Source organism: Streptomyces subrutilus (genome assembly GCF_008704535.1).
GTDB lineage: Bacteria > Actinomycetota > Actinomycetes > Streptomycetales > Streptomycetaceae > Streptomyces > Streptomyces subrutilus.
Genome location: NZ_CP023701.1, coordinates 5,465,777 through 5,489,244, shown reverse-complemented (window position 1 = coordinate 5,489,244; position 23,468 = coordinate 5,465,777). Strand labels below are relative to the sequence as shown.

Here is a 23,468-nt window from a genome sequence, read left to right as displayed (position 1 = left end):
GGTTCAGACCAGGTGCCCCTCGGTCATCAGAAGCAACAAATCTTTTACGTACGGATCTTGACCCGCATATGTCATGCACACATAAGCTTCGCGCCAGCCGGATGATCATCCGGCCGAAATCCCCCCACCGCGAGGAGCACCCGTGCGCGCGTCCGCCCGCATATCCCCCCTTCTCCGCCGCCGCCTGATGGGCACGGCGGTCCTGGCCGGAACCCTGGCCCTCACTCCGCTCGCCGCCCCCGCCACCACGCTCGCCGCCGCCTCCACCCCCACCGGGGCGTGCGCACAGGAGGCACCGGCCGCAGCGGCCGCCAACGCCCGCGTCGGACGGCCGGAAGGCCAGCAGGCCGCCGAGCCCAACGAGGTCGGCGACGCCCAGGCCGCGGCCATGGACGCCGACCTCCGGAGCAGGCTGGACAAGGCCCTCAAGAACCAGCCGCAGCGCAGCCTGCGGGCGGCCGAGGCGGCCGTGAACATCCCGGTGTACGTCCACGTCGTGCACTCCGGCGCCACCGGGAAGCTGACCGCCACCGACATCTCCAAGCAGCTGGCGGTCCTCAACGCGGCCTACGGCGGCCAGGGCGCCGGCAACGTGAACACCAACTTCCGGTTCACCCTCGCCTCGACCGACTACACGGACAACACGGCCTGGTACAACCTGGCCTCCGACTCCCAGGCCGAGAAGAACATGAAGAAGGCCCTGCGCAAGGGCGGCCCGGGCGCGCTCAACCTCTACACCGCCAACCTCTCCGGCGGGCTGCTCGGCTGGGCCACCTTCCCGACCTCCTACGCCTCCAGCCCCACGATGGACGGCGTGGTCGTCCTGAACGGCTCCCTGCCCGGCGGCTCCTCGGCCGACTACAACGAGGGCGACACCGCCACGCACGAGGTCGGCCACTGGCTGGGCCTCTACCACACCTTCCAGGGCGGCTGCAACGGAACCGGCGACTCCGTCGCCGACACCCCGGCCGAGAAGACCGCCGCGTACGAGTGCCCGACCGGCCGCGACAGCTGCACCGCGAAGGCCGGCGCCGACCCGATCCACAACTTCATGGACTACACGTACGACTCCTGCATGTACCAGTTCACGGCCGGCCAGGTCGCCCGCATGTCGAGCAGCTGGACCGCCTACCGGGCGGGCTGACCCCCACCCCGGGGCCTCCCCCCGGCCCCGCGGCCCCCGGCGCCCCTCGCCGGGGGCCGTCCCCGTCCTACAGGCCGTCGAGGAAGCCGACCGCGACCTTCCAGGCCTGCTCGGCCGCCTCTGCGTCGAAGTCGTCCAGGTCCGGATCGGTGAACAGGTGCCCGGCCCCCGGGTAGGTGTGGACCTCCACGTCGGCCCCGGCCCGCCGCATCCGCAGGTACCAGGCCGTCAGCCAGTCGTGCGGCTCGAAGGGGTCCGGGTCGGCGATGTGCAGCTGGACGGGCAGCTCGTCCACCGCCGCGTCGTCCTCCAGATCCGCCGTCCCGTGCAGGAGCAGCAGCCCGCGCGCCTTGTCGTCGGCCAGCGCCAGGTGCTGTGCGAGGGAACCGCCGAAGGAGAGGCCCGCGTAGACCAGGCCCTGGTCGGAGTGGGGGGCCGAGGCCAGCACCGCGCGCCTGAGCAGCTCGTCACGGCCGATCTCGTCCCGGTGCGCCATGCCCGCCTCGACGGTGTCGAACGTACGGCCCTCGAAGAGGTCCGGCACCTGGACCCGGTGCCCGGCCGCGCGCAGCCGGTCGGCCGCCGCGTGCACCGCGGGCCGCAGCCCGTACGTCGAGTGGAAGAGCATGATGTTCATGGCTCCATCGTGCCAGTTTCCCCGTTCCGCTTCCGGTTAGGTTGCACGTCATGGAGATGGAGCCCGTGCTGCGCCCGCTGATCGTCATCGGCGGCTCGCTGGTCGTCACCCTGATCGCGGGGTGGCTGCTGGACCTGCTGCTGCGCCGCGCCGACGCCCGGCACCCCGAGACCCCCCTGTGGGACCTGCTGCGCCGGTGCCGCCCGCCCTTCCGGGTGGCCCTGTGCACCGCGCTGCTCCGGGGGTCCTACCGGCAGGCGGGCCTGCTGCCCGACCACGCCTTCGCCCTCGGCCGGGTCCTCACCCTGGTGCTGATCGCCTCCACGGCCTGGCTGGCGGTGCGGATGGCGACGGCCGTCGTCGACTCGACGTACGCGCGCTACGCCTCGGTGGCGCGGGACGACGCCCGGGTCCGCCGGGTCCGCACCCAGGTCACGCTGATCCAGCGGGTGGTCACGGCCGTGGTGGTCGTGGTGGCCGTGGCCGCGATGCTGCTGACGTTCCCGCCGATGCGCGCGGTCGGCGCCTCGGTGCTGGCTTCGGCGGGCGTGCTCGGCATCGTGGCGGGCATCGCCGCCCAGTCCGCGCTGGGCAACCTCTTCGCCGGCCTGCAGATCGCCTTCGGCGACACCGTCCGCATCGGCGACACCGTGGTCGTCGACAAGGAGTGGGGCACGGTGGAGGAGATCACCCTGACCTTCCTGACCGTCCGCACCTGGGACGAGCGGCGCATCACCATGCCGGTCTCCTACTTCACGGGCAAGCCGTACGAGAACTGGTCGCGCGGCGGCGCGGAGATGACCGGGAGCGTCTTCTGGCACCTGGACCACGCGGCGCCGGTGGACCTGATGCGGGAGCGGCTGCGGCACCTCCTCGAAGAGATCCCCGAGTGGGACGGGCGCGGCGGCGGCCTGGCCGTGACGGACACCACCCCGACCACGATCCAGGTCCGCGCGGTGGTCACGGCGAAGGACGCGGACGACGTGTGGACGGTCCGCTGCGCCGTGCGCGAGCGCATGATCACCTGGCTGGTGGCCCACCACCCGTACGCCCTGCCCCGCGTCGCGACCACCCCGGCGGACCCCCCGCCCACGGCCCCCGGGGGCCCCTGCGGGGCGGGGGACCGGCACGGGTCCGCGGGGTAGCGCGCCCGCCCGTCAGAACGTCAGGCGGAACAGCGCGCCGCCGCCCGGCGCCTGCTGCGCCGCCAGCTCCGCGCCGTGCGCGCGCGCGATCTGCCGCGCCATGGCCAGGCCCAGCCCCGACCCCGGCAGCGCCCGGGCCGAGTCCGCGCGGTAGAACCGGTCGAAGACAAAGCGCAGGTCCTGCGCCGCGATCCCCGGCCCGTGGTCGCGCACCGTCAGTTCCGGCCCCCCGGCGAGCACGGCCAGCTCCACCTCCACCGGCAGCCCGGCCGGGCTGAACTTCGCCGCGTTGTCCAGCAGGTTCCCCAGCAGCCGGGTCAGCCGCGCCGGCACCCCCGGGACCACCGCCCCGGCGCCGCCGGCCGCGTCCGGCACGCGCACCCGGAACGGCACCTGCGGCCAGTGCTCCCGCGCCGCCTGAACGCAGTGCTCCACCAGCGGCCCCAGCCGGACCTGCTCCACCAGCGGCTGCGGCTCCTCGTCGCGGGCCAGTTCGATCAGGTCGTTCACCAGGCCCGTGACCTCGCGCAGCTGCCGCCCCAGCGCGGCCGACGCCCGCTCCCGCTGCGGCACGGTCAGCCGGTCGGCCCGGGCCAGCAGCTCCGCGTTGGTGCGCAGGGCCGTCAGCGGGGTCCGCAGCTCGTGCGAGGCGTCCGCGACCAGCCGCCGCTGCGCCGTGACGGACTGCTCAAGCTCCCCGAGCATGGTGTTGAAACTCCCGGCCAGCCGGGTGATCTCGTCCTCCCGTCCGGGCGGCGGCAGTTCGATCCGGTGCCGCGGGTCGCGGGTGGCGGCGATCCGCTCGGCGGTCGCGGTGAGCCGGGTGACCGGGGCCAGGCCGGTCCGCGAGACCCAGTGGCCGAGCACGGCCGCGAGCAGCACCCCGGCCGCCGCCGTCAGCAGCAGCCACCCCGCGGCCTCCGCGATGCCGTCCTGCACGGTGTCCGCCCGCAGGGCGACCTGGAGCGCGCGCCCCTTCGCGTAGTCGGTGGTGAGCATCCGGGCCGGGTGCCCGGCCAGGGTGATGTCCGTGTAGTACGGGGCCCGCCGGCCGGCCGCGACCTCCCGGGCCGCCGGGTCCACCGGCAGCAGTCCCGGCGTCCGGGGGTCTTCGGCCCGGTCCGCGGGCACCACCTGCGCGCAGGCGGGGGCCGCCAGGAACCGGCACTCGCCGGCCAGCGTGCCCGGCCCCGCCCCCGGTTCGCGCTGGGCCGCCAGCCGGGCCGACTGGGTCAGGGTGAGGTCGAGCTGCTCGTACAGGGCCGACCGTACGACGAGGAACGCGGCCGCGCACACCACCACGGCCACGAAGGCCACGGCGGCCGTGACCGCCAGGGCCAGCCGGGTCCGCAGCGGCCGCCGGCGGCGCCAGCGCGCCCCCGGCCGGCGCCGCCCCGGCCCCCGGCCCCCGGCGCTCACGCGGTGTCCAGCCGGTAGCCGACCCCGTGCACGGTGTGGACCAGCCGCGGCTCGCCCCCGGCCTCCAGCTTCCGGCGCAGGTAGCCGACGTACACCGCGAGGGAGTTGGAGTCCGGCCCGAAGTCCCGCCCCCACACCAGCTCCAGGACCAGCTCGCGCGGGAGGACCTGGCCGGGGTGGCGCAGCAGCAGTTCGAGCAGGGCGGCCTCGGTGCGGCTGAACTCCAGCGGCCGTCCGCCGCGCCGCCCGGTGCGCGTGGCGAGGTCCAGCGACAGGTCGGCGAAGGCCAGGGCAGCGCCGTCGGCGGGTACGGGCGCCGCCCGCCGGAGCAGCGCCCGTACCCGCGCGACCAGCTCGTCCAGCGCGAACGGCTTGCCGAGGTAGTCGTCGGCCCCCGCGTCCAGCCCGTCCACCCGCTCGCTCACCGAGTCCAGCGCCGTCAGCACCAGGACGGGGGTGCGGTCGCCCATCGCGCGCAGCCGCCGGCACACGCCCAGCCCGTCGAGCACCGGCATCATCACGTCCAGGACGAGGGCGTCGGGCTCCCAGAGCGCCACCTCGGACAGGGCGCCCAGCCCGTCCGCCGCGCCCCTCACCTCGTACCCCTCGACGGCCAGCCCGTCCTGGACGGCTGCCCGCACCTCGGGCTCGTCGTCCACCACCAGAATCCGCTGCCTGCGCGCGCTGCCCATGGAGCTCATGGGGCAAAGCCTGCCAAAGCCGTCTGAGAGAACCTCTTAGAACCCTCTTAGGGCGCACCGGGAGTGTGCGGCCATGACCACACCACACACCTCCGCGGCCCTTTCCGTCGTGATCGGTGCGGGCGGCACCGGCGGGCACATCTATCCCGGCCTCGCCCTCGCCGAGGCGCTGCGCGCGGCCGTCCCCGACGCCGTGGTCTCGTTCATCGGGACCGAGCGGGGCCTGGAGACCGAGCTGATCCCGGCGGCCGGCCACCGCCTGCACACCGTCGACATGATCCCCTTCGACCCGGCGCTGGGCGCCAGGCGGTACCTGCTGCCGGCGGCGCTGCTGCGCTCCGCGCACCAGGCCCGCGCGGTGATCCGGGCGCAGGGCGCGCACGCCGTCGTCGGCATGGGCGGCTACCCGAGCGCGCCCGCCGTGCTCGGGGCGCGCCTCGCGGGGGTGCCCGCCGTCATCCACGAGTCCAACGCGGTGCCCGGCCGCGCCAACCAGTTCGCCGCCCGGCTCACCCCGCACGTCGCGGTGGCCTTCGACCGCAGCCGCCCGCACCTGTCGGGCGGGGCGCGGGCGGTGACCACCGGGATGCCGATCTCCGCGGCCCTCTCCGGGCTCGCCCGGCTGCCCGGACCGGACCGGGCGGCCCTGCGCGCCGAGGCCCGGCGGGCGCTGCGGGTCCCCGCCGGACGCCGGCTCGTGGTCTTCAACGGCGGCAGCCTGGGCGCCGTCCGGCTCACCCGGGCGGCGGCCGGGCTGGCCGGGCTCTGGCAGGGGCGCGAGGACGTGCAGCTGCTGGTGAAGACGGGCCCGGCGGCGCTGCCGGACACCGTCGCCGACCTCGCGGCCTCGGGCGGGCAGCGCGTCGCGCGGGCGCTGCCGTACCTGGACCGGATGGACCTGGCGTACGCGGCCGCCGACCTGGTGGTGTGCCGGGCCGGTTCGGCGACGGTGGCGGAACTCGCCGCGACCGGGGTGCCCGCGGTCCTCGTGCCCTACCCGTACGCCCCCGGCGACCACCAGACCCACAACGCCCGGGTGCTGTCCGACGCGGGCGCCGGACTGCTGCTGCCGGACGCCGAGACCACCGCCGAGCGGCTCGCCGCGCTGCTCGGCCCGCTGCTCGCCGACCCGGCCCGGCTGGCCGCGATGGCCGGCGCCGCCGACCCCGGCCCGCACGCGCGGGCCGCCGAACTGCTGGCCGCGGAGGTCCTGCGCGCGGCCGGCCACCCCACCACCACCCTGGAGTACGCATGACCCCGAACCAGTCCACCCCCTGGGCCGACCGCACCGTCCTGGTCACCGGCGCCGAAGGGTTCATCGGCTCGACGCTGGTGGACCTGCTGGTGGCGCGCGGCGCCCGGGTGCGGGCCTTCGTGCACTACAAGCCGTACGCGGAGAAGGGCCACCTGGCCCACCACCTCGCCGACCCGGACGGCCGGGTGGAGATGTGGGCGGGCGACGTCCGCGACGCGGGCCGGGTCAGCGACGCGGTGGCCGGCTGCGACACGGTCTTCCACCTGGCGGCGCTCATCGGCATCCCGTACAGCTACGCCTCGCCGGGCGCCTACGTGCAGACCAACGTGACCGGGACGCAGAACGTGGCCGAGGCCTGCCGCCGGCACGGCGTGCGCCGCCTCGTGCACACCTCCACCAGCGAGGTCTACGGGACCGCCCTGACCGCTCCGATCTCCGAGGAGCACCCGCTCCAGCCGCAGTCCCCGTACTCGGCGTCGAAGATCGGCTCGGACATGATGGCGCTCTCCTTCCACCACGCCTTCGAGCTGCCGGTCGCCGTGGTGCGGCCGTTCAACACCTACGGCCCCCGCCAGTCGGCGCGCGCCGTCATCCCGACGATCCTGGCGCAGCTGCACGCGGGCTCCCGGGAGGTCCGGCTGGGCTCGCTCACCCCGACCCGCGACTTCACGTACGTGACGGACACCGCCGAGGGATTCCTCGCGGTGGCCGAGTGCGACCGGGCCCTGGGCCAGGTGGTGAACCTGGGCACCGGCCGGGAGATCTCCGTCGGCGACCTGGCCGGGGCCCTGATCGCGGCGTCGGGGCGGGACGCGAAGGTGGTCGTGGACCCGTCCCGGCTGCGCCCGTCGGGCAGCGAGGTCCAGCGGCTGCTGTCGGACAACTCCCGGGCCCGCGAGTGGGCCGGCTGGCGCCCGCGGGTCTCCCTGGAAGAGGGGCTGCGCCGCACCTCGGCCTGGATCGAGGCGCACCCGGGCCTCTTCGCCCCGGACCGCTACACCGTCTGACGCACCCCGGTCCCCGACCCCCGACCGGGGACCGGGGACCGGGGACCGGGGGCCTCAGCTGCGCAGGCTCCGTACGTCCAGGTGCCGCAGCACCCGGTCCACGATCTCCGGGTCGGAGCCGGGCTCGCTGCGCGCGGACAGCACCTCGTGGCGGGCGGCCGACATCATCTCCCGCTGGATGCGCTGGACGTCCCGGATGCGCTCCACCCGCTGCGCGTAGGCCTCGCGCCGCTCCTCGTCGACCATGTCGGGGCTGATGCGGGCCCCCACGTCGTACGCCCGCCGGTGCAGCGTCTCGATCAGGTCCTCCGGCAGGTCCTCGACCTCCTGGATCTCCTTCAGCCGCCGCTTCGCGGCCTTCGCCGCGCGGATCGCCAGCTGCCGTTCGGTCTCGCGGTCGGCGTCCGTGTCGGCCTCCACGCCCAGCCGCCGCACCAGCCACGGCAGGGTCAGCCCCTGGAGCACCAGCGTCGCCATGATCACGGCGAAGGCGATGAAGACGATCTCGTCGCGGCCCGGGAAGGGTTCACCGGCGTCCGTGTGCAGCGGGATGGCGAGGGCCAGCGCCACCGAGGCCACCCCGCGCATCCCGGCCCACCACATGACCACGCTCTCGCGCCAGCTGACCGGGATCTCCTCGTCGTAGTCGCGCCGGTCGTGCAGTTTCTGGGCCAGCCAGCCGGCCGGCAGCAGCCACATCAGCCGGACCCCGACGACCACCGCGATCACGACCGCCGCCCATCCGGCCATCTCCCACTCGCGGCCCTTGGCCGTGCCGAAGACGTTGTGCAGCTCCAACCCGATCAGCCCGAACGCGACACCGGTGACCAGCATGTCGACGACTTCCCAGAAGGTGTGCCCGGCGAGCCGCCCGAGCACGTCGTCGGCGTCGGTGGCGTACTCGGCGAGGAACAGGGCCGTCGTCAGCACGGCCAGCACCCCCGACCCCTTGAACTCCTCCGCCAGCACGTACGCGACGAACGGCACCAGCAGCGTCAGCCCGATCTGCAGGGTGGCGTCCCCGAGGCGGCCCATCAGCCGGTTGGCGGCCCAGCCGAGGGCGAGCCCGACGGCGACGGCGACGACGGCCGACAGGAAGAACTCGCCCAGCGCGTCCGGCCACGAGAAGCTCCCGCTGACGGCGGCGGCGATCGCCACGTGATAGAGCACGATGGCGGTGACGTCGTTGAAGAGCCCCTCGCCCTCCAGGATCGACACCATGCGGCGGGGCAGCCCGAGCGAACCGGCCACGGCGGTCGCGGCCACCGGGTCGGGCGGGGCGACGAGCGCGCCGAGGGCGACGGCGGCGGCGATCGGCAGCCCGGGCACCACGGAGTGCGCGACCGCGGCCACGGCCGCGGTGGTGACGAACACCAGGGCCACGGCGAGCAGCAGGATGGGCCGTACGTTGGCGGCGAACTGGCGCCACGAGGTGCGCTGCACGGAGGCGTACAGCAGCGGCGGCAGCACCAGCGGCAGGATGTAGTCGGGCGGGATGTCGACGTTCGGCACGGCCGGAACCAGCGCGAGCACCACCCCGCCGATGGTCATGAGGACGGGCGCGGGCAGACCGAGCCGGTCCCCGAGCGGGACGGTGACGACGGCTCCGAGCAGCAGCACGAAGAGCAGGGCAAGCTGATCCACTCCCCCACCCTGCCAGGCCACCCCGCCCGACGCCGCCCGCCGAAGCGTGTCGACGACCACACCCCACCGGCAGCGCGCGAACCCAGCACCACCGACCCGCGAAACGCGGGCGCCGCACACATCCGGCCCCGTCCGACGCGCGAGACGCGGGGGCCCGGGGCGGAGCCCCGATCGCCGGCACCGGCCGGCCACCGGCCCCGGGCCCGGGGCGCAGCCCCGGACCCCCGCTCAGCCCCCCGCGAGGGGACGCCGCATGGAGCGGTGCGCGATCCCCGCGTCCAGGAACTCCGCCCCGTACGCCACGTACCCGAGCCGCTCGTAGAAGCCCAGCGCATGCGTCTGCGCACCGAGGTCGACGTACGACAGCCCCAGGGCCGCCGCCTGCGCCTCGATCGCCCGGACCAGCGCCACCCCCACGCCCAGCCCCCGCGCCCCGGCGGTCACCGCGAGGCGGCCCAGGGAGCCGCCCTCGGGGGAGCCGGTCTTGGCCAGCGCGGCGGGCCCGTGGAGCAGCCGGCCGGTGCCCAGCGGCGCCCCGTCCGCGCTCTCGGCCAGGACGTGCAGCGCCACGGCGTCGTACGCGTCGTACTCGATGGATTCCGGAACCGACTGCTCGACCACGAACACCTCGGTCCGGACCGCGAAGCAGGCCTTCAGGTCCGCCTCGGAGACCGCCACCCGGACGGCGAAGGCCGCGGGAGCGGAGCCCGCCGGGGCCGTCACTCGCTCTCGGCCCGGATCACGTCCAGCGCGTGCTGGAGGTCGGCCGGGTAGGTGCTCTCGAACTCGACCCACTGGCCGTCCGACGGGTGCTCGAAGCCCAGCCGCACCGCGTGCAGCCACTGCCGGGTCAGGCCGAGCCGCTTCGCGACGGTCGGGTCGGCGCCGTAGGTGAGGTCGCCGACGCAGGGGTGGCGGTGGGCGGACATGTGCACGCGGATCTGGTGCGTCCGGCCGGTCTCCAGCTTGATGTCCAGCAGCGACGCGGCCCGGAAGGCCTCGATCAGGTCGTAGTGGGTGACGGAGGGCTTGCCCTCCTGCGTCACCGCCCACTTGTAGTCGGCGTTGGGGTGGCGGCCGATCGGCGCGTCGATCGTGCCGCTCATCGGGTCCGGGTGGCCCTGGACCAGCGCGTGGTAGCGCTTGTCCACGACCCGCTCGCGGAACTGGTTCTTCAGCGAGGTGTAGGCGCGCTCCGACTTGGCGACCGCCATCAGGCCGGAGGTGCCGACGTCGAGGCGGTGCACGATGCCCTGGCGCTCGGCGGCGCCGGAGGTGGAGATGCGGTACCCGGCCGCGGCGAGGCCGCCGATGACGGTGGTGCCGGTCCAGCCGGGGCTCGGGTGGGCGGCGACGCCCACCGGCTTCATGATGACGACGATGTCGTCGTCGTCATGGACGATCTCCATGCCCGGAACGGGCTCGGCGACGAGCTCGACCGGGCGGGCCGGGGCGGGCATCTCGACTTCGAGCCAGGCGCCACCGTGCACGCGCTCGGACTTCCCGACGACACTGCCGTCGACCGACACCTTCCCCGCGGCCGCGAGTTCGGCCGCCTTCGTCCGGGAAAATCCGAACATACGGGCGATGGCGGCGTCGACGCGCTCGCCCTCCAGGCCATCGGGAACGGGCAGGGTGCGGACCTCGGGAATCGTACTCACCTGTCGAGTATGCAGGACTCGGCAGACGGGCATTCCCGCCGGAGACCCGCCGGCCGCCCCGCGCGGGCCCCCGGCCGGCCCGCGCGGGGCGGCCGGCGGGCACCGGTCGGTCAGTCCTTGTGGACGGTGCCGTCCGGGTCCAGGCCCTTGAAGGACAGCAGCACGATCAGGATGCCGCCGCAGACGATCGCCGAGTCCGCGAGGTTGAAGACCGCGAAGTGGGCCGGGGCGATGAAGTCGACGACCGCGCCCCGGAAGACGCCCGGCGAGCGGAAGAGCCGGTCGGTCAGGTTCCCCAGCGCACCGCCGAGCAGCAGGCCCAGCGCGATGGCCCAGGGCAGGCTGTACAGCTTGCGGGCCAGCCGGACGATCACCACGATCACACCGGCCGCGATGCAGGTGAAGATCACGGTGAAGGCCTCGCCGAAGCCGAAGGCGGCGCCCGGGTTGCGGATGGCCGTGAACTTCAGCAGGTCCCCGATGACGTCGATCGGCGGCTGGTGCTCCAGCTTCGCCACGACCAGCATCTTGCTGCCGAGGTCCAGCAGGTAGGCGAGCAGCGCCACGACGAGCAGGGCCGTGATCCGCCGGCGCCCCTTGGGCTCGGCGGACTCCGGCTGGGCGTCGTCCCCGACCTCCGGCGTACCGATGATGCGCTCCGCCTCTGCCACGTGAGTCCCTCGAACTAGCTCGAACCAGGTTGCCGGCACAGCCCCGCCAGGTTCCTGGACCCTGACGGAACACGAGAGTACGTCAGGGCGCCCCCGGACCGCCCGCCCGCACCCGAACCGCCCGCACCCGACGCGCCCGCACGGGAAGCCGGTACCGGCGGCTAGTGCCGCCGCTCCTGCTTCTGCTTGCAGTCCACGCACAGCGTGGCCCGCGGGAAGGCCTGCATCCTGGCCTTGCCGATGGGCTTGCCGCAGTTCTCGCAGAGGCCGTACGTGCCCGCCTCCAGCCGTTCCAGGGCCCGCTCGGTCTGCTCCAGCATGGAGCTGGCGTTCGCCGCGAGCGCCAGCTCGGACTCCCGGGTGATGTTCTTGGTGCCGGTGTCGGCCTGGTCGTCGCCCGCGCCGTCCCCGGAGTCGCGCATCAGGCCGGAGATGGCCGCCTCGGACGCGTCGAGCTCGGCGCGCAGCCGCAGCGCCTCGGCCATCAGCCCGCTGCGGGCCTCCTCGACCTCCTCCCGCGTCCACGGCTCCTCCCCGGGCCGTACGGCGAGCTCGCCGGGGACGCTGACCGCGGCCGCCTTCGCCTTGGGCAGCCCGCTGGTGGCGGCCGTGGCCGTCTTCCTCGCCGTACCGGTGCTCTTCTTGGCAACCACTGTGCGCGCTCCCGTCGTCTTCGCGGCGTGCGCCGCCCCCTCGGCCGCGGCCTTCTCGGCCGGTGCCTTCCCTGCCGCGGTCTTCCCGGCCGCGGCCTTGCGCTTCCCGGCGGAGCCCGTACCGCCGTCCGCCTTCTTCGCGGCGGCGGTCTTGCGGGCCGCGGTCTTGCGGGCCGCGGTCTTGCGGGCCGCGGTCACCTGCTCGGCCGGAGCCTCGTCCTCGGCGGCCGCGGGCTTCGCGACGGCCTTCTTGGCAGTACTCCCGGCGGTCTTCTTCGCCACCATGGCCGCGGCCCCTTCACATACTGTGATCATTGCTCGCGAATCGTGCCGGAACGATAAATCGGCTCCGGCCCCGCGGCAACGGGGCACGCGCCCCGCGCGGCCAACCTGCATCCGTTGTGCCCATCCGGAAGCCCGAATATCCGCCCTGCGGCCCCCACCGGATCCCGTGGGGGCCCGTCGGCCCGTACGGGTCACGCCGACGCCCCTCCCCGGCCCCCGCCGGGCCCCCCGCAAACCGGTAGGCCGGGTGCCCTCCGGCCCCGTACACTGGGCCCAGCGAAAGGCATGGATGGGGACGAGTAGCGTCGGACGCAGCCAGGAGCGACCCGGGGACGGTGAGAGCCCGGGGGCGAGCGCGACGTGAAGGATCACCCCGGAGCCGCCGGAGGAAAGCCGTACGGGGCCCGCAGGGGTCCCGGAGGCGAGTAGAACCGGCTTCGCACCCCAATGAGGGGGCCGCCGGACCCGTCCGGAGGCCAAGGAGGGTGGTACCGCGGGAGCAGCAGTGCGGCTCTCGTCCCTCCGGACGGACGTGACATCCCGCCGGAGGAAGAGTTCAGCCTCATGACCACACCGCCGCAGTACCGCCCGGTACCCGCCCAGGTCGACCTGCCCGCCCTCGAACACGCCGTTCTCGACTTCTGGCGCGAGAGCAAGACCTTCGCCAAGACCCTGGAGCAGTCCGAGGGCCGCCCCGAGTGGGTCTTCTACGAGGGCCCGCCCACCGCGAACGGCATGCCCGGCGCGCACCACATCGAGGCCCGCGTCTTCAAGGACGTCTTCCCCCGCTTCCGCACCATGCGCGGCTACCACGTGGCCCGCAAGGCCGGCTGGGACTGCCACGGCCTGCCCGTCGAGCTCGCCGTCGAGAAGGAGCTGGGCTTCAACGGCAAGCAGGACATCGAGGCGTACGGCATCGCCGAGTTCAACGCCAGGTGCCGCGAGTCCGTGACGCGCCACACCGACGCGTTCGCCGAGCTCACGAGCCGGATGGGCTACTGGGTCGACCTGGACGACGCCTACCGCACCATGGACCCCGAGTACGTCGAGTCCGTGTGGTGGTCGCTGAAGGAGATCTTCAACAAGGGGCTGCTCACCCAGGACCACCGCGTCGCCCCCTGGTGTCCGCGCTGCGGCACCGGCCTCTCCGACCACGAGCTGGCCCAGGGCTACGAGACGGTCGTCGACCCCTCGGTCTACGTCCGCTTCCCGCTGACCTCCGGCCCCCTCGCGGGCGAGGCCGCGCTGCTGGTCTGGACGACGACCCCGTGGACCCTGGTGTCCAACACCGCCGTCGCCGTCCACCCCGAGGTGGCGTACGTGGTCGCGACGAACGGCGAGGAGAAGCTCGTCGTCGCCGCGCCGCTGCTGGAGAAGGCCCTCGGCGAGGGCTGGGAGGCCACCGGCGAGTCCTTCACCGGCAAGGAGATGGAGCGCTGGGCGTACGAGCGCCCCTTCTCGCTGATCGAGTTCCCGGCCCCCGCCCACTACGTGGTGAACGCCGAGTACGTCACGACCGAGGACGGTACGGGTCTGGTCCACCAGTCCCCGGCCTTCGGCGCCGACGACCTCGCGGTCTGCCGCGCGTACGGCCTGCCCGTCGTGAACCCGGTCCGCCCCGACGGCACCTTCGAGGAGGAGGTCCCGCTGGTGGGCGGCGTCTTCTTCAAGAAGGCGGACGAGAAGCTGACCGCCGACCTCGACGCGCGCGGCCTGCTCTTCAAGCACATCGCGTACGAGCACAGCTACCCGCACTGCTGGCGCTGCCACACGGCGCTGCTCTACTACGCCCAGCCGTCCTGGTACGTCCGCACCACCGCCGTCAAGGACGCGATGCTGCGGGAGAACGAGAAGACCAACTGGTTCCCGGACTCGGTCAAGCAGGGCCGCTTCGGCGACTGGCTGAACAACAACATCGACTGGGCGCTCTCGCGCAACCGCTACTGGGGCACCCCGCTGCCGATCTGGCGCTGCGAGGAGGACCACCTCACCTGCGTCGGCTCGCGCGCCGAGCTGAGCGAGCTGTCCGGCACGGACCAGTCCGACCTGGACCCGCACCGCCCGTACATCGACGCGGTCACCTTCCCCTGCACGGCCGAGGGCTGCCCGCTGACCGCCGTGCGCGTGCCGGAGGTCATCGACGCCTGGTACGACTCGGGTTCGATGCCGTTCGCGCAGTGGGGCTACCCGTACAAGAACAAGGACCTCTTCGAGAAGCGCTACCCGGCGCAGTTCATCTCGGAGGCCATCGACCAGACGCGCGGGTGGTTCTACACCCTGATGGCGGTCGGCACCCTGGTCTTCGACAAGTCGGCCTACGAGAACGTGGTCTGCCTCGGCCACATCCTCGCCGAGGACGGCCGCAAGATGTCCAAGCACCTGGGCAACATCCTCCAGCCGATCCCGCTGATGGACCAGCACGGCGCGGACGCGGTGCGCTGGTTCATGGCGGCGGGCGGCTCCCCGTGGGCGGCGCGGCGCGTGGGCCACGGCACCATCCAGGAGGTCGTCCGCAAGACCCTCCTCACGTACTGGAACACGGTGGCCTTCCAGGCCCTGTACGCCCGTACGTCGAACTGGGCCCCCTCGGCGTCCGACCCGGCGCCGGCCGACCGCCCGGTCCTGGACCGCTGGCTGCTCTCCGAGCTGCACGCCCTGACCGCCGAGGTCACGGACGCGATGGAGGCCTACGACACCCAGCGCGCCGGCAAGCTCCTGTCCGCGTTCGTCGACGACCTCTCCAACTGGTACGTCCGCCGCTCGCGCCGCCGCTTCTGGCAGGGCGACGCGGCCGCGCTGCGCACCCTGCACGAGGTCGTGGAGACGGTGACCCGGCTGCTGGCCCCGCTCACCCCGTTCATCACGGAGCGGGTCTGGCAGGACATGGTCGTCCCGGTGGCGCCGGACGCCCCCGAGTCGGTGCACCTGTCGTCCTGGCCGGAGGCGGACCGGGCGGCGATCGACCCTGAGCTGTCCCGGCAGATGCTGCTGGTGCGCCGGCTCGTGGAGCTGGGCCGTGCGACCCGCGCGGAGTCGGGCGTCAAGACCCGCCAGCCGCTGTCGCGCGCGCTGGTCGCGGTCTCGGGCTTCGAGTCCCTCTCCCCCGAGCTGCACTCGCAGATCACGGAGGAGCTGAACGTCGCCTCCCTGGCCTCCCTGTCGGAGGTCGGCGGTTCCCTGGTCGACACCACCGCGAAGGCCAACTTCCGGGCGCTGGGCAAGCGGTTCGGCAAGGGCGTGCAGGACGTGGCGAAGGCGGTGGCCGCGGCCGACGCGGCGGCGCTCTCCCTGGCCCTGCGCTCCGGCGGGGCCACGGTCGTCGTCGACGGCGAGCAGGTGACCCTCTCCCCGGAGGAGGTCATCATCACCGAGACCCCGCGCGAGGGCTGGTCGGTCGCCTCGGACTCCGGCGCGACGGTCGCCCTGGACCTGGAGATCACCCCGGAGCTGCGGCTGGCGGGCCTGGCCCGTGACGCGATCCGGCTGATCCAGGAGGCCCGGAAGAACTCCGGCCTGGACGTCGCGGACCGGATCGCCCTGCGGTGGTCCTCGGCGGACACCGAGGTCGTGACGGCGCTGACCGACCACGCGGCCCTCATCGCCGACGAGGTCCTGGCGACGGACTTCGCCCCCGGCGAGGCCGACGCCGGGTACGGCGAGCCGTTCACGGACGAGTCCCTGTCCCTGACCTTCCGCCTCCGCAAGGCCTGACCCTCCCCGCCCCGCGGCCCGCGCCCCCACCGGGGGTCGCGGGCCGCTCCCGTTCCCCGGCGACCGCGGCCCCCGCCCACGGGACCGGCGCCGCACCCGCCCCCCTCCCACGAACGGGACCCGCCCACGGAAACGGGCCGGGCCCGGTGCCCCCGAAGGGGAACCGGGCCCGGCCCGCACGGACTGCCGACAGAGGCGACGGCGGCGCCTAGTTGTCGTCCTCGTCGATCAGGAAGCCCCGCATCGGCGACGGCGCCTGCATCGGCTGCGGCGCGGCCGGCCGCACCGGAGCCATCGGCTGGGTCATCGCCGGGGACATCTGCTGCTGGCCGCCGCCGTAGGACGGGGCTCCCATCGGGGAGGGACCGCCCATGGGGGACGGGCCGCCCATCGACGGGCCACCCATCGAGGGACCGCCCATGGAGTGGCCCATCGCACCGGCCGGGGCCATCGAGGGCGACGGCGACGGCGGCAGCGAGGGGGCGCCCGGGTTGCGCGGCGGGGCCAGGGAGTCGTCGGCCTGGGTCTCCAGCTGACGCAGCTGGGACTCCAGGTAGGACTTCAGACGCGTGCGGTACTCGCGCTCGAAGCCCCGCAGGTCCTCGACCTTGCGCTCCAGCGTGGCGCGGGCGGACTCCAGGGAGCCCATCGCGACGCGGTGCTTCTCCTGCGCGTCCCGCTCCAGCGCGTCGGCCTTGGCGCGGGCGTCCCGCTCCAGGCCCTCGGCGCGCGAACGGGCCTCGCCGACGATCTTGTTGGCTTCGGAGCGGGCCTCGGCGATCGCCTGGTCCGCTGTCTGCTGTGCCAGCGACAGGACGCGGGCGGCGCTGTCGCCACCGGGGCCCTGCTGCGGGAGCTGCTGCGGCTGCTGCTGCTGGTGCTGGTGCATCTGCTGGCCCATGGGCTGCATCTGCTGCCCCATCGGCTGCATCTGCTGGCCCATCGGCTGGCCGAGCGGGTTCTGGCCGCCCATCGACTGCTGCTGCTGCTGCATCTGCTGCTGCTGTTGCGGGTTCATGCCCTGGGGGCCGCCCATGGGGTGCTGCTGCATGGGGCCGCCCATCGGACCCGGACCCTGGGGACCGTGTCCGCCGGGGCCGGCCGGGAGCTGCGGCTGTCCGCCCGGCAGTTGGGGCGGGCCCATCTGGGGCTGCTGCTGCTGCGGCGGGCCGGATATGGCCGCGGGCACGGGGGCGCCGGGGCCTCGCTGGTCCTGGGGTTCCGGCTTGCGCATCCCCTGCTGCTGCTGGTTCTGCGCGGCGGCGCGCGTCGCGGCCGCCAGCTTGGCGCGCAGGTCCTCGTTCTCGCGCAGCAGGCGCGTCAGTTCGGACTCGACCTCGTCGAGGAAGGCATCGACCTCGTCCTCGTCATAGCCTTCTCGGAGGCGGACGGTCGTGAACTGCTTGTTCCGCACGTCCTCAGGGGTCAGCGGCATGTCTTCTTCACCTCTACGTAGTCGTCGGCAGTCGGCAAGACCGTATCGGGACTGTCCCCGCGCCCGCGGGGAAGCACATCGTTCACACGCTTCTCGCAGCGGTGCTCACGAAACTGATGAGGATGTAAACGATGATCATCAGAACGAAGAAGGACAGGTCGAGTGCCACGCCCCCGAGACGCAACGGCGGGATGAAACGCCGAAGAAGCTTGAGCGGTGGATCGGTGACAGTGTAGGTGGCCTCCAGAACGACCACCATCGCCTTGCCGGGCGTCCATGAACGTGCGAACTGGAACACGTAGTCCATGACCAGTCGGAAGATCAGCACGATGAGGAAGCACATCAGCGCGATGTAGACCACCTGTAGTGCGACACCCATCCCGCGCTTCCCTCTCCCCTGCTCCCGCTCTGTTCCCGGTCCCGTATCTGACGGATCGGTCTAGCTTTGGTTGAAGAACCCGCCCTCCGCGATGCGGGCCTTGTCCTCCGCCGTGACATCGACGTTAGCAGGCGACAGCAGGAACACCTTCTGTGTCACCCGTTCAATGCTGCCGTGCAGGCCGAAGACGAGACCGGCCGCGAAGTCCACGAGGCGCTTCGCATCGGTGTCGTCCATCTCCGTGAGATTCATGATCACCGGAGTGCCCTCACGGAAGTGTTCCCCGATGGTACGGGCCTCGTTGTAGGTCCGGGGGTGCAGCGTCGTGATGCGGTACGGCTCCCGCTCGGAGACGACCTTGGGCATGATCACGGGGGCGTTCTTCTCCAGGTTCGAGCGGTCAGGTGTGATGGATGCCACGGGGGCGATTCGTGCAGGACGTCCGTTTTCAACCGGAATTGGGATGGGCTCCCGCTGCGCCGGAGGCTGAACGACTCGTACCGGTTCGTCCGTTACGGGCGGTTGGTGGACGGGCTGCTGCCGACGGTCCCGGTCGCGGGCCCGTTCGGGTTCCGGCTCGGGCTCGAACTCGTCGTCGGGGTCGTACCCCGGGTTGTCGTACCGGTCGTCCTCCACGAGGCCGAGGTAGACCGCCATCTTGCGCATCGCGCCGGCCATTCTCTGAGTCCTCCGCTCTGTGGTGGATCGCCCTGTCGCAGGTGCCGCCGTGTCACGAATGTCACCAACTGCCCGCGATCCACGTGGTCTGCCCGCCCATCAGCGGGAATGACCATATTTTCTGCTGTGGTCCGACTTTCTTCGCGACGTTACCCGAGCCTGGGTCTCGCGCCGAGTACCGCAGTGCCGACGCGTACATGTGTCGCACCGGCCGCCACGGCCTGTTCGAGGTCCGAGCTCATTCCGGCCGAGACCATCGTGGCAGCCGGATGGTCCGCGCGCAGCCGGGATGACAATTCCACCAGCCGCTCGAAAGCGGCCTGTTCGCGGCCCGCGTACGGACCGGACAGAGGTGCGACGGTCATCAGGCCGTCGATCCGCAGTCCGGGCGAATCCGCCACGAGGTCCGCGAGTCCGGCCAACTGCTCGGGCGCCGCGCCACCGCGGGCCCCGCGCTCCCCCGACTCCGCGTCGAGCGCGATCTGCACGAGGCAGCCGAGCTCGCGGCCGCCGGCCACCGCGGCCGCCGAGAGGGCGGTCACCAGCCGGGGCCGGTCGACCGATTGCACCAGGTGCGCGTATCCCGCCACGGAACGGGCCTTGTTCGTCTGCAACTGACCGACGAAGTGCCAGGTGAGCGGCAGGTCCGCACAGGCCGCGGCCTTGGGGGCGGCGTCCTGGTCCCGATTCTCCGCCACATGACGGACCCCCAGGTCCGCCAGCAGTCGTACGTCACTCGCCGGGTAGGTCTTGGTGACCACGATGAGGGTCACCTCCCCCCGCTCGCGCCCCGCCGCCGCGCAGGCCGACGCTATGCGCCCCTCCACTCGCGCGAGGTTCTCCGCGAGCTCCGACTTACGGTCCGTCATCTATTGGTCCAACCAGACATATCCGGCAAGCCGCCCGGTCACCCGGTCGCGGCGGTACGAGAAGTGGTCCCGCGACTCCAGTGTGCAGACCGCGGAACGGCCGCCGTCCACCACCCCCGCCCCGGCGAGCTGCGCGTGCACTCCCGCGACCACGTCGACGGCCGGGGTGCCCCAGCTCGTCTCGGCCCGTGCGGCCGGGACCACTTCGGCGACCTCGTCGCGCATCGCGGCCGGCACCTCGTAACAGCGTCCGCAGACCGCGGGCCCGGTGTGGGCCACGATCCGGCCGGGCTCCGCCCCGAGGGAGACCATCGCCGCCACGGCCGCGGGCACCACCCCCGCGACCAGCCCGGGCCGTCCGGCGTGGGCGGCGCCCACCACCCCGGCGACGGGGTCGGCCAGCAGGACCGGGGTGCAGTCGGCGGTCAGCACGGCGAGGGCGAGGCCCCGACGCGCGGTCACCACCGCGTCCACGGCGGGGATCTCGGCCTCGGAGTCCCACGGCCCGTCGACCACCGCGACGTCCCGCCCGTGCACCTGGTTCATCCAGACCACCCGGTCCGGACCGAGGCCCAGCGACCGCGCCGCCCCGGCCCGGTTCGCGAGAACGGCGGCCGGGTCGTCTCCGACCGCGCCGCCGAGGTTGAGCTCCGAGTACGGAACGGCGCTCACTCCGCCCCACCGGTCGGTGAAGGCGAAGTGGGCGCCGCCCACGTGGTGCTGCTCCGGTGTCACTTCAAGAAGTCCGGGACATCCAGTTCCTCGGCCGGGCTGTCCTGGTACGGACGGGCCGTCGGGACCTGCGGCGCGGGGGCCTGGGTCTCGACCGGCGCCGACTCGACCGGGGCCGGCGGCTCCTCGCGCGGGGTGACCGAACCGAGTCCGCCGAAGGCCGGCCGGACCGGCTCGGCCGCGCGGACCGGCGCGGGGGCCGGCTCCTCGCGCTTCGTGGACACGGCGCCGATGACGTTGTCCCGGCGGGCCGGGGGCTGTCCGCCGTCGAACCCGGCCGCGATGACGGTGACCCGTACCTCGTCGCCGAGCGCGTCGTCGATGACGGCGCCGAAGATGATGTTCGCCTCGGGGTGCGCCGCCTCGCTCACGAGCTGCGCGGCCTCGTTGATCTCGAAGAGACCGAGGTCCGAGCCGCCCGAGATGGAGAGCAGCACGCCGCGGGCGCCGTCGATGGACGCCTCCAGCAGCGGCGAGGAGATCGCCATCTCGGCCGCGGCCACCGCGCGGTCGTCGCCGCGGGCCGAGCCGATGCCCATGAGGGCCGAGCCCGCCTCGGACATCACGGACTTGACGTCCGCGAAGTCGAGGTTGATCAGACCCGGTGTGGTGATCAGATCGGTGATGCCCTGGACGCCGGACAGCAGGACCTGGTCGGCCGACTTGAAGGCGTCCAGCACGCTGACCTGGCGGTCGGAGATGGACAGCAGGCGGTCGTTGGGGATGACGATGAGGGTGTCGACCTCTTCGCGGAGCTCGGCGATGCCGTCCTCCGCCTGGTTCGCGCGGCGCCGGCCCTCGAAGGTGAACGGCCGGGTGACCACACCGATCGTCAGGGCGCCCAGCGAGCGTGCGATGTTGGCGACGACGGGTGCGCCGCCGGTACCGGTGCCACCGCCCTCACCGGCGGTCACGAAGACCATGTCGGCCCCCTTGAGGACCTCCTCGATCTCCTCGCGGTGGTCCTCTGCCGCCTTGCGGCCGACGGCCGGGTTCGCGCCGGCGCCGAGGCCCCGGGTGAGTTCGCGGCCGACGTCGAGCTTGACGTCGGCGTCGCTCATCAACAGCGCCTGGGCGTCCGTGTTGATGGCGATGAACTCGACGCCCTTGAGACCGACCTCGATCATTCGGTTGATGGCATTGACACCACCGCCGCCGACACCGATGACCTTGATGACTGCGAGGTAGTTCTGCGGTGCTGCCACGTCGAAGGCCTCTCGCCTCGAGTTACGTGTCGCCGCCTCGCGGGCCTGCGTTGCGACGACTGATGCCGAAATAGGGACGGTTCCAACGCGCCGACCCGAACCCTCACCCTGAAGTTTAGGGTGAGGGGTGTGTCTGTTCCTTGGACTCTTCCGAACAGGACACTAAGTCGACAAGTAGCGCGTGTTCAACGAACACGCCGAACCTCCCGTTTTTCTTTTCACCCTATGTGATCACCCGTATCGCTGGCCAACCAGGGTGCGCCGCTGTTCGACCCGACGTCAACTCCCGGACACCGCAGGGGCGGTGGGGACGCTCACGTCGAAGTGACCGGCCTTGGGCGCGGCTTTCAGCAAAGCGGTCAGTGCCCGCCCCTTCGCGTCACTCTGTTCGCCGCTCCCCCACGCCACCGTGCGGCCGCGCGTCAGCTCCAGCACGACCGAGTCGTAGGAACCCACCTTGACCTGCACGGTCTCCTTGGCGACGGCCGGCTGGAGCGAGCCCGCGACGAGCACGGCCTCGTGCAGCAGCCGCTCCTCGTCGAAGCGGCGGGCGCTCGGGGACCGTCCCGCGTTCAATTCGAGCACGGGCACGCCCGCGGGTGCTTTCACCACCGTGTCGAATCGCACACCGGATGCGTCCACTTCCACGAAGTCGCTGCCCTTTTTGATGAGCAGGACGGGTTTGCGTTCCGTCACTTTCAGCCCGATTCCGTGCGGCCAGGCCCGCACCACATCGACCGAATCGATGCGGGGCAGCCGGCCCCTGACGCGGCTTTCGATCTCGTCGGTGTCCACGCTCACCAGGGGCGCGCCGACCGGTACGGCCGCCGCGGCGAGCACCTGTTCGGCAGTGAGCACCTCGGTCCCGGCGGCCGTGACCTTCTCGACGCGGAGCCACGAGGAGCCGTAGAGCACCCAGGTGCCGCCCCCGGCGAGCAGTGCCGCGGCCACGAGTGCGGCCAGGACGGGGCCCCGGCGGACGCGTCCGCCGGGGCCCCGCGGGCCGGAGCGCCGTGACGGCGCGGGCGGCTTGGGGGCGCCGGGGCGCCCGGGCGAGTCCGGGCCCTTGCGGGGCGAGCCGCCGGAACCCGGGGTGCCGCGTGGTGCGGTCGTCGCTCCGGCCACTCCTGTGCCTCCTGCGTTAGCGGTTCCTGTGCGCTGCGATCGCCTCGTACACCATGCCGACCAGCAGCTCGTCGGCGTCCCGGCGGCCGAACTCTCCGGCGGCGCGGGACATCTCGTACAGGCGGTGCGGGTCGGACAGCACCGGGAGGACCTGGCTGAGCACCCACTCGGGGGTCAGCTCCGCGTCGTCCACGAGCAGGCCGCCGCCGGCCTTGACCACCGGCTGGGCGTTGAGCCGCTGTTCGCCGTTGCCGATCGGCAACGGTACGTAGGCGGCGGGCAGCCCGACGGCGGACAGTTCGGCGACGGTCATCGCCCCCGCGCGGCACAGCATCATGTCCGCGGCGGCGTACGCGAGGTCCATCCGGTCCACGTACGGTACCGGCACATAAGGCGGCATCCCGGGCATGTTGTCGACACGCGGCAGTTCGTTCTTCGGCCCGACCGCGTGCAGGATCTGGATCCCGGAGCGCTGGAGGGTCGGAGCGACCTGCTGGATGACCTCGTTGAGGCGGCGGGCGCCCTGCGAGCCGCCGGAGACCAGCAGGGTCGGCAGGTTGGGATCCAGGCCGAACGCGGCGCGCGCCTCGGGTCGGACGGCGGCCCGGTCGAGGGTGGAGATCGTGCGGCGCAGCGGGATGCCCACGTAGCGGGCGCCGCGCAGCTTGCTGTCGGGGGTGGAGACCGCGACGGCGTGGGCGTAGCGCGAGCCGATCTTGTTGGCCAGTCCCGGCCGGGCGTTGGCCTCGTGGACGATGATCGGCACCCCGAGCCGCTTGGCCGCGAGGTAGCCGGGCAGCGCCACGTAGCCGCCGAAGCCGACGACGCAGTCGGCCTTGGTGCGTTCGAGGATCTGCTCGGCGGCCTTGATCGTGCCTCGCAGCCGCCCGGGGACGGTGATCAGCTCCGGGGTGGGCTTGCGGGGCAGCGGTACGGCGGGGATCAGGCCCAGCTCGTAACCGCGTTCCGGCACCAGGCGGGTCTCCAGTCCGCGCTCCGTGCCGAGGGCGGTGATGCCCACTGAAGGGTCCTGCCTGCGCAGGGCGTCCGCGAGGGCGAGCGCCGGCTCGATGTGGCCGGCGGTCCCCCCACCGGCGAGTACGACATGCACC

General features: G+C 73.1%; 21 protein-coding genes. 5 read left to right on the top strand and 16 right to left on the bottom strand.

All coding sequences use genetic code 11. From position 1 onward, the window contains the following. Positions 1 to 187: 187 nt before the first annotated feature. Positions 188 to 1,144: a zinc metalloprotease gene (locus CP968_RS24300; protein WP_150522096.1), complete on the top strand. Its 957-nt coding sequence runs from the start codon at positions 188 to 190 to the stop codon at positions 1,142 to 1,144. A gap of 67 nt (positions 1,145 to 1,211) precedes the next feature. On the opposite strand, the gene CP968_RS24295 is transcribed toward CP968_RS24300, so the two are convergent. After that, positions 1,212 to 1,781, bottom strand: coding sequence for a dienelactone hydrolase family protein (locus tag CP968_RS24295; RefSeq protein WP_150520014.1), 570 nt, complete (start codon positions 1,779 to 1,781; stop codon positions 1,212 to 1,214). A 56-nt stretch (positions 1,782 to 1,837) separates the two neighbouring features. On the opposite strand from CP968_RS24295, the gene CP968_RS24290 reads away from it, so the two are divergent. Beyond that, positions 1,838 to 2,926, top strand: coding sequence for a mechanosensitive ion channel family protein (locus CP968_RS24290; RefSeq protein WP_150522095.1), 1,089 nt, complete (start codon positions 1,838 to 1,840; stop codon positions 2,924 to 2,926). A gap of 12 nt (positions 2,927 to 2,938) precedes the next feature. Here the strand turns inward: CP968_RS24290 and CP968_RS24285 are convergent, their stop codons facing one another. Both CP968_RS24285 and CP968_RS24280 read right to left on the bottom strand, forming a co-directional pair. Then, the gene (locus CP968_RS24285) at positions 2,939 to 4,345 is read right to left on the bottom strand and encodes a sensor histidine kinase (RefSeq protein WP_229886352.1); all 1,407 of its coding nucleotides are present in this window, start codon (positions 4,343 to 4,345) and stop codon (positions 2,939 to 2,941) included. Continuing rightward, positions 4,342 to 5,046: a response regulator transcription factor gene (locus CP968_RS24280; RefSeq protein WP_373304060.1), complete on the bottom strand. Its 705-nt coding sequence runs from the start codon at positions 5,044 to 5,046 to the stop codon at positions 4,342 to 4,344. The genes CP968_RS24285 and CP968_RS24280 overlap by 4 nt, the downstream gene beginning before the upstream one ends. Before the next feature lie 73 nt (positions 5,047 to 5,119). Here CP968_RS24280 and CP968_RS24275 point away from each other — a divergent pair, with 73 nt between their 5' ends. Next, a complete protein-coding gene (locus CP968_RS24275; RefSeq protein ID WP_150520013.1) occupies positions 5,120 to 6,301 on the top strand; it encodes a UDP-N-acetylglucosamine--N-acetylmuramyl-(pentapeptide) pyrophosphoryl-undecaprenol N-acetylglucosamine transferase in 1,182 nt (393 codons plus the stop codon). Beyond that, on the top strand, positions 6,298 to 7,308 hold the full coding sequence (locus CP968_RS24270) for an SDR family NAD(P)-dependent oxidoreductase (protein WP_150520012.1): 1,011 nt from the start codon (positions 6,298 to 6,300) through the stop codon (positions 7,306 to 7,308). The genes CP968_RS24275 and CP968_RS24270 overlap by 4 nt, the downstream gene beginning before the upstream one ends. Positions 7,309 to 7,362: 54 nt before the next feature. On the opposite strand, the gene CP968_RS24265 is transcribed toward CP968_RS24270, so the two are convergent. The 5 genes from CP968_RS24265 to CP968_RS24245 form a co-directional block, all read right to left on the bottom strand. After that, the gene (locus CP968_RS24265; RefSeq protein WP_150520011.1) at positions 7,363 to 8,952 is read right to left on the bottom strand and encodes a Na+/H+ antiporter; all 1,590 of its coding nucleotides are present in this window, start codon (positions 8,950 to 8,952) and stop codon (positions 7,363 to 7,365) included. Between the two features lie 228 nt (positions 8,953 to 9,180). Next, on the bottom strand, positions 9,181 to 9,675 hold the full coding sequence (locus tag CP968_RS24260) for a GNAT family N-acetyltransferase (RefSeq protein ID WP_150520010.1): 495 nt from the start codon (positions 9,673 to 9,675) through the stop codon (positions 9,181 to 9,183). Further along, positions 9,672 to 10,613, bottom strand: coding sequence for an RluA family pseudouridine synthase (locus CP968_RS24255; protein WP_150520009.1), 942 nt, complete (start codon positions 10,611 to 10,613; stop codon positions 9,672 to 9,674). Before CP968_RS24255 ends, CP968_RS24260 begins: the two co-directional genes overlap by 4 nt. A 110-nt stretch (positions 10,614 to 10,723) precedes the next feature. After that, positions 10,724 to 11,266, bottom strand: a complete 543-nt coding sequence (gene lspA, locus CP968_RS24250) for a signal peptidase II (RefSeq protein WP_229886362.1) — start codon at positions 11,264 to 11,266, stop codon at positions 10,724 to 10,726. A 179-nt stretch (positions 11,267 to 11,445) separates the two neighbouring features. Further along, on the bottom strand, positions 11,446 to 12,222 hold the full coding sequence (locus tag CP968_RS24245) for a TraR/DksA family transcriptional regulator (RefSeq protein WP_150520007.1): 777 nt from the start codon (positions 12,220 to 12,222) through the stop codon (positions 11,446 to 11,448). Between the two features lie 564 nt (positions 12,223 to 12,786). On the opposite strand from CP968_RS24245, the gene ileS reads away from it, so the two are divergent. Next, on the top strand, positions 12,787 to 15,933 hold the full coding sequence (gene ileS / locus CP968_RS24235) for an isoleucine--tRNA ligase (protein ID WP_150520006.1): 3,147 nt from the start codon (positions 12,787 to 12,789) through the stop codon (positions 15,931 to 15,933). A 208-nt stretch (positions 15,934 to 16,141) separates the two neighbouring features. Here ileS and CP968_RS24230 read toward each other — a convergent pair whose 3' ends face one another. The 8 genes from CP968_RS24230 to murG form a co-directional block, all read right to left on the bottom strand. Next, the gene (locus CP968_RS24230; protein ID WP_150520005.1) at positions 16,142 to 17,368 is read right to left on the bottom strand and encodes a DivIVA domain-containing protein; all 1,227 of its coding nucleotides are present in this window, start codon (positions 17,366 to 17,368) and stop codon (positions 16,142 to 16,144) included. Between the two features lie 82 nt (positions 17,369 to 17,450). Next, a complete protein-coding gene (locus tag CP968_RS24225; protein WP_030155988.1) occupies positions 17,451 to 17,747 on the bottom strand; it encodes a YggT family protein in 297 nt (98 codons plus the stop codon). Between the two features lie 60 nt (positions 17,748 to 17,807). Next, entirely contained in the window at positions 17,808 to 18,425 is a 618-nt protein-coding gene (locus tag CP968_RS24220) for a cell division protein SepF (RefSeq protein ID WP_150520004.1), read from the bottom strand. Positions 18,426 to 18,574: 149 nt separating this feature from the next. Further along, positions 18,575 to 19,294 (bottom strand): YggS family pyridoxal phosphate-dependent enzyme, encoded by a 720-nt coding sequence (locus CP968_RS24215; RefSeq protein ID WP_150520003.1) that lies wholly within the window; start codon positions 19,292 to 19,294, stop codon positions 18,575 to 18,577. Continuing rightward, positions 19,295 to 20,029: a peptidoglycan editing factor PgeF gene (gene pgeF / locus CP968_RS24210; protein WP_150520002.1), complete on the bottom strand. Its 735-nt coding sequence runs from the start codon at positions 20,027 to 20,029 to the stop codon at positions 19,295 to 19,297. Continuing rightward, entirely contained in the window at positions 20,026 to 21,231 is a 1,206-nt protein-coding gene (ftsZ, locus tag CP968_RS24205) for a cell division protein FtsZ (protein ID WP_150520001.1), read from the bottom strand. The genes pgeF and ftsZ overlap by 4 nt, the downstream gene beginning before the upstream one ends. Positions 21,232 to 21,510: 279 nt before the next feature. Continuing rightward, positions 21,511 to 22,356 (bottom strand): cell division protein FtsQ/DivIB, encoded by an 846-nt coding sequence (locus CP968_RS24195; protein ID WP_150520000.1) that lies wholly within the window; start codon positions 22,354 to 22,356, stop codon positions 21,511 to 21,513. 16 nt (positions 22,357 to 22,372) lie between these two features. Further along, positions 22,373 to 23,467, bottom strand: a complete 1,095-nt coding sequence (murG, locus tag CP968_RS24190; protein WP_150519999.1) for an undecaprenyldiphospho-muramoylpentapeptide beta-N-acetylglucosaminyltransferase — start codon at positions 23,465 to 23,467, stop codon at positions 22,373 to 22,375. Position 23,468 lies beyond the last annotated feature (1 nt).

Coding starts and splice junctions, on each gene's coding strand:
- CP968_RS24215 (WP_150520003.1), bottom strand. CDS start 19,294: ATGACGGACCGTAAGTCGGAGCTCGCGGAGAACCTCGCGCGAGTGGAG.
- CP968_RS24270 (WP_150520012.1), top strand. CDS start 6,298: ATGACCCCGAACCAGTCCACCCCCTGGGCCGACCGCACCGTCCTGGTC.
- CP968_RS24230 (WP_150520005.1), bottom strand. CDS start 17,368: ATGCCGCTGACCCCTGAGGACGTGCGGAACAAGCAGTTCACGACCGTC.
- CP968_RS24245 (WP_150520007.1), bottom strand. CDS start 12,222: ATGGTGGCGAAGAAGACCGCCGGGAGTACTGCCAAGAAGGCCGTCGCG.
- CP968_RS24300 (WP_150522096.1), top strand. CDS start 188: ATGGGCACGGCGGTCCTGGCCGGAACCCTGGCCCTCACTCCGCTCGCC.
- CP968_RS24275 (WP_150520013.1), top strand. CDS start 5,120: ATGACCACACCACACACCTCCGCGGCCCTTTCCGTCGTGATCGGTGCG.
- CP968_RS24225 (WP_030155988.1), bottom strand. CDS start 17,747: ATGGGTGTCGCACTACAGGTGGTCTACATCGCGCTGATGTGCTTCCTC.
- CP968_RS24290 (WP_150522095.1), top strand. CDS start 1,838: ATGGAGCCCGTGCTGCGCCCGCTGATCGTCATCGGCGGCTCGCTGGTC.
- ileS (WP_150520006.1), top strand. CDS start 12,787: ATGACCACACCGCCGCAGTACCGCCCGGTACCCGCCCAGGTCGACCTG.
- CP968_RS24280 (WP_373304060.1), bottom strand. CDS start 5,046: ATGAGCTCCATGGGCAGCGCGCGCAGGCAGCGGATTCTGGTGGTGGAC.
- CP968_RS24220 (WP_150520004.1), bottom strand. CDS start 18,425: ATGGCCGGCGCGATGCGCAAGATGGCGGTCTACCTCGGCCTCGTGGAG.
- CP968_RS24295 (WP_150520014.1), bottom strand. CDS start 1,781: ATGAACATCATGCTCTTCCACTCGACGTACGGGCTGCGGCCCGCGGTG.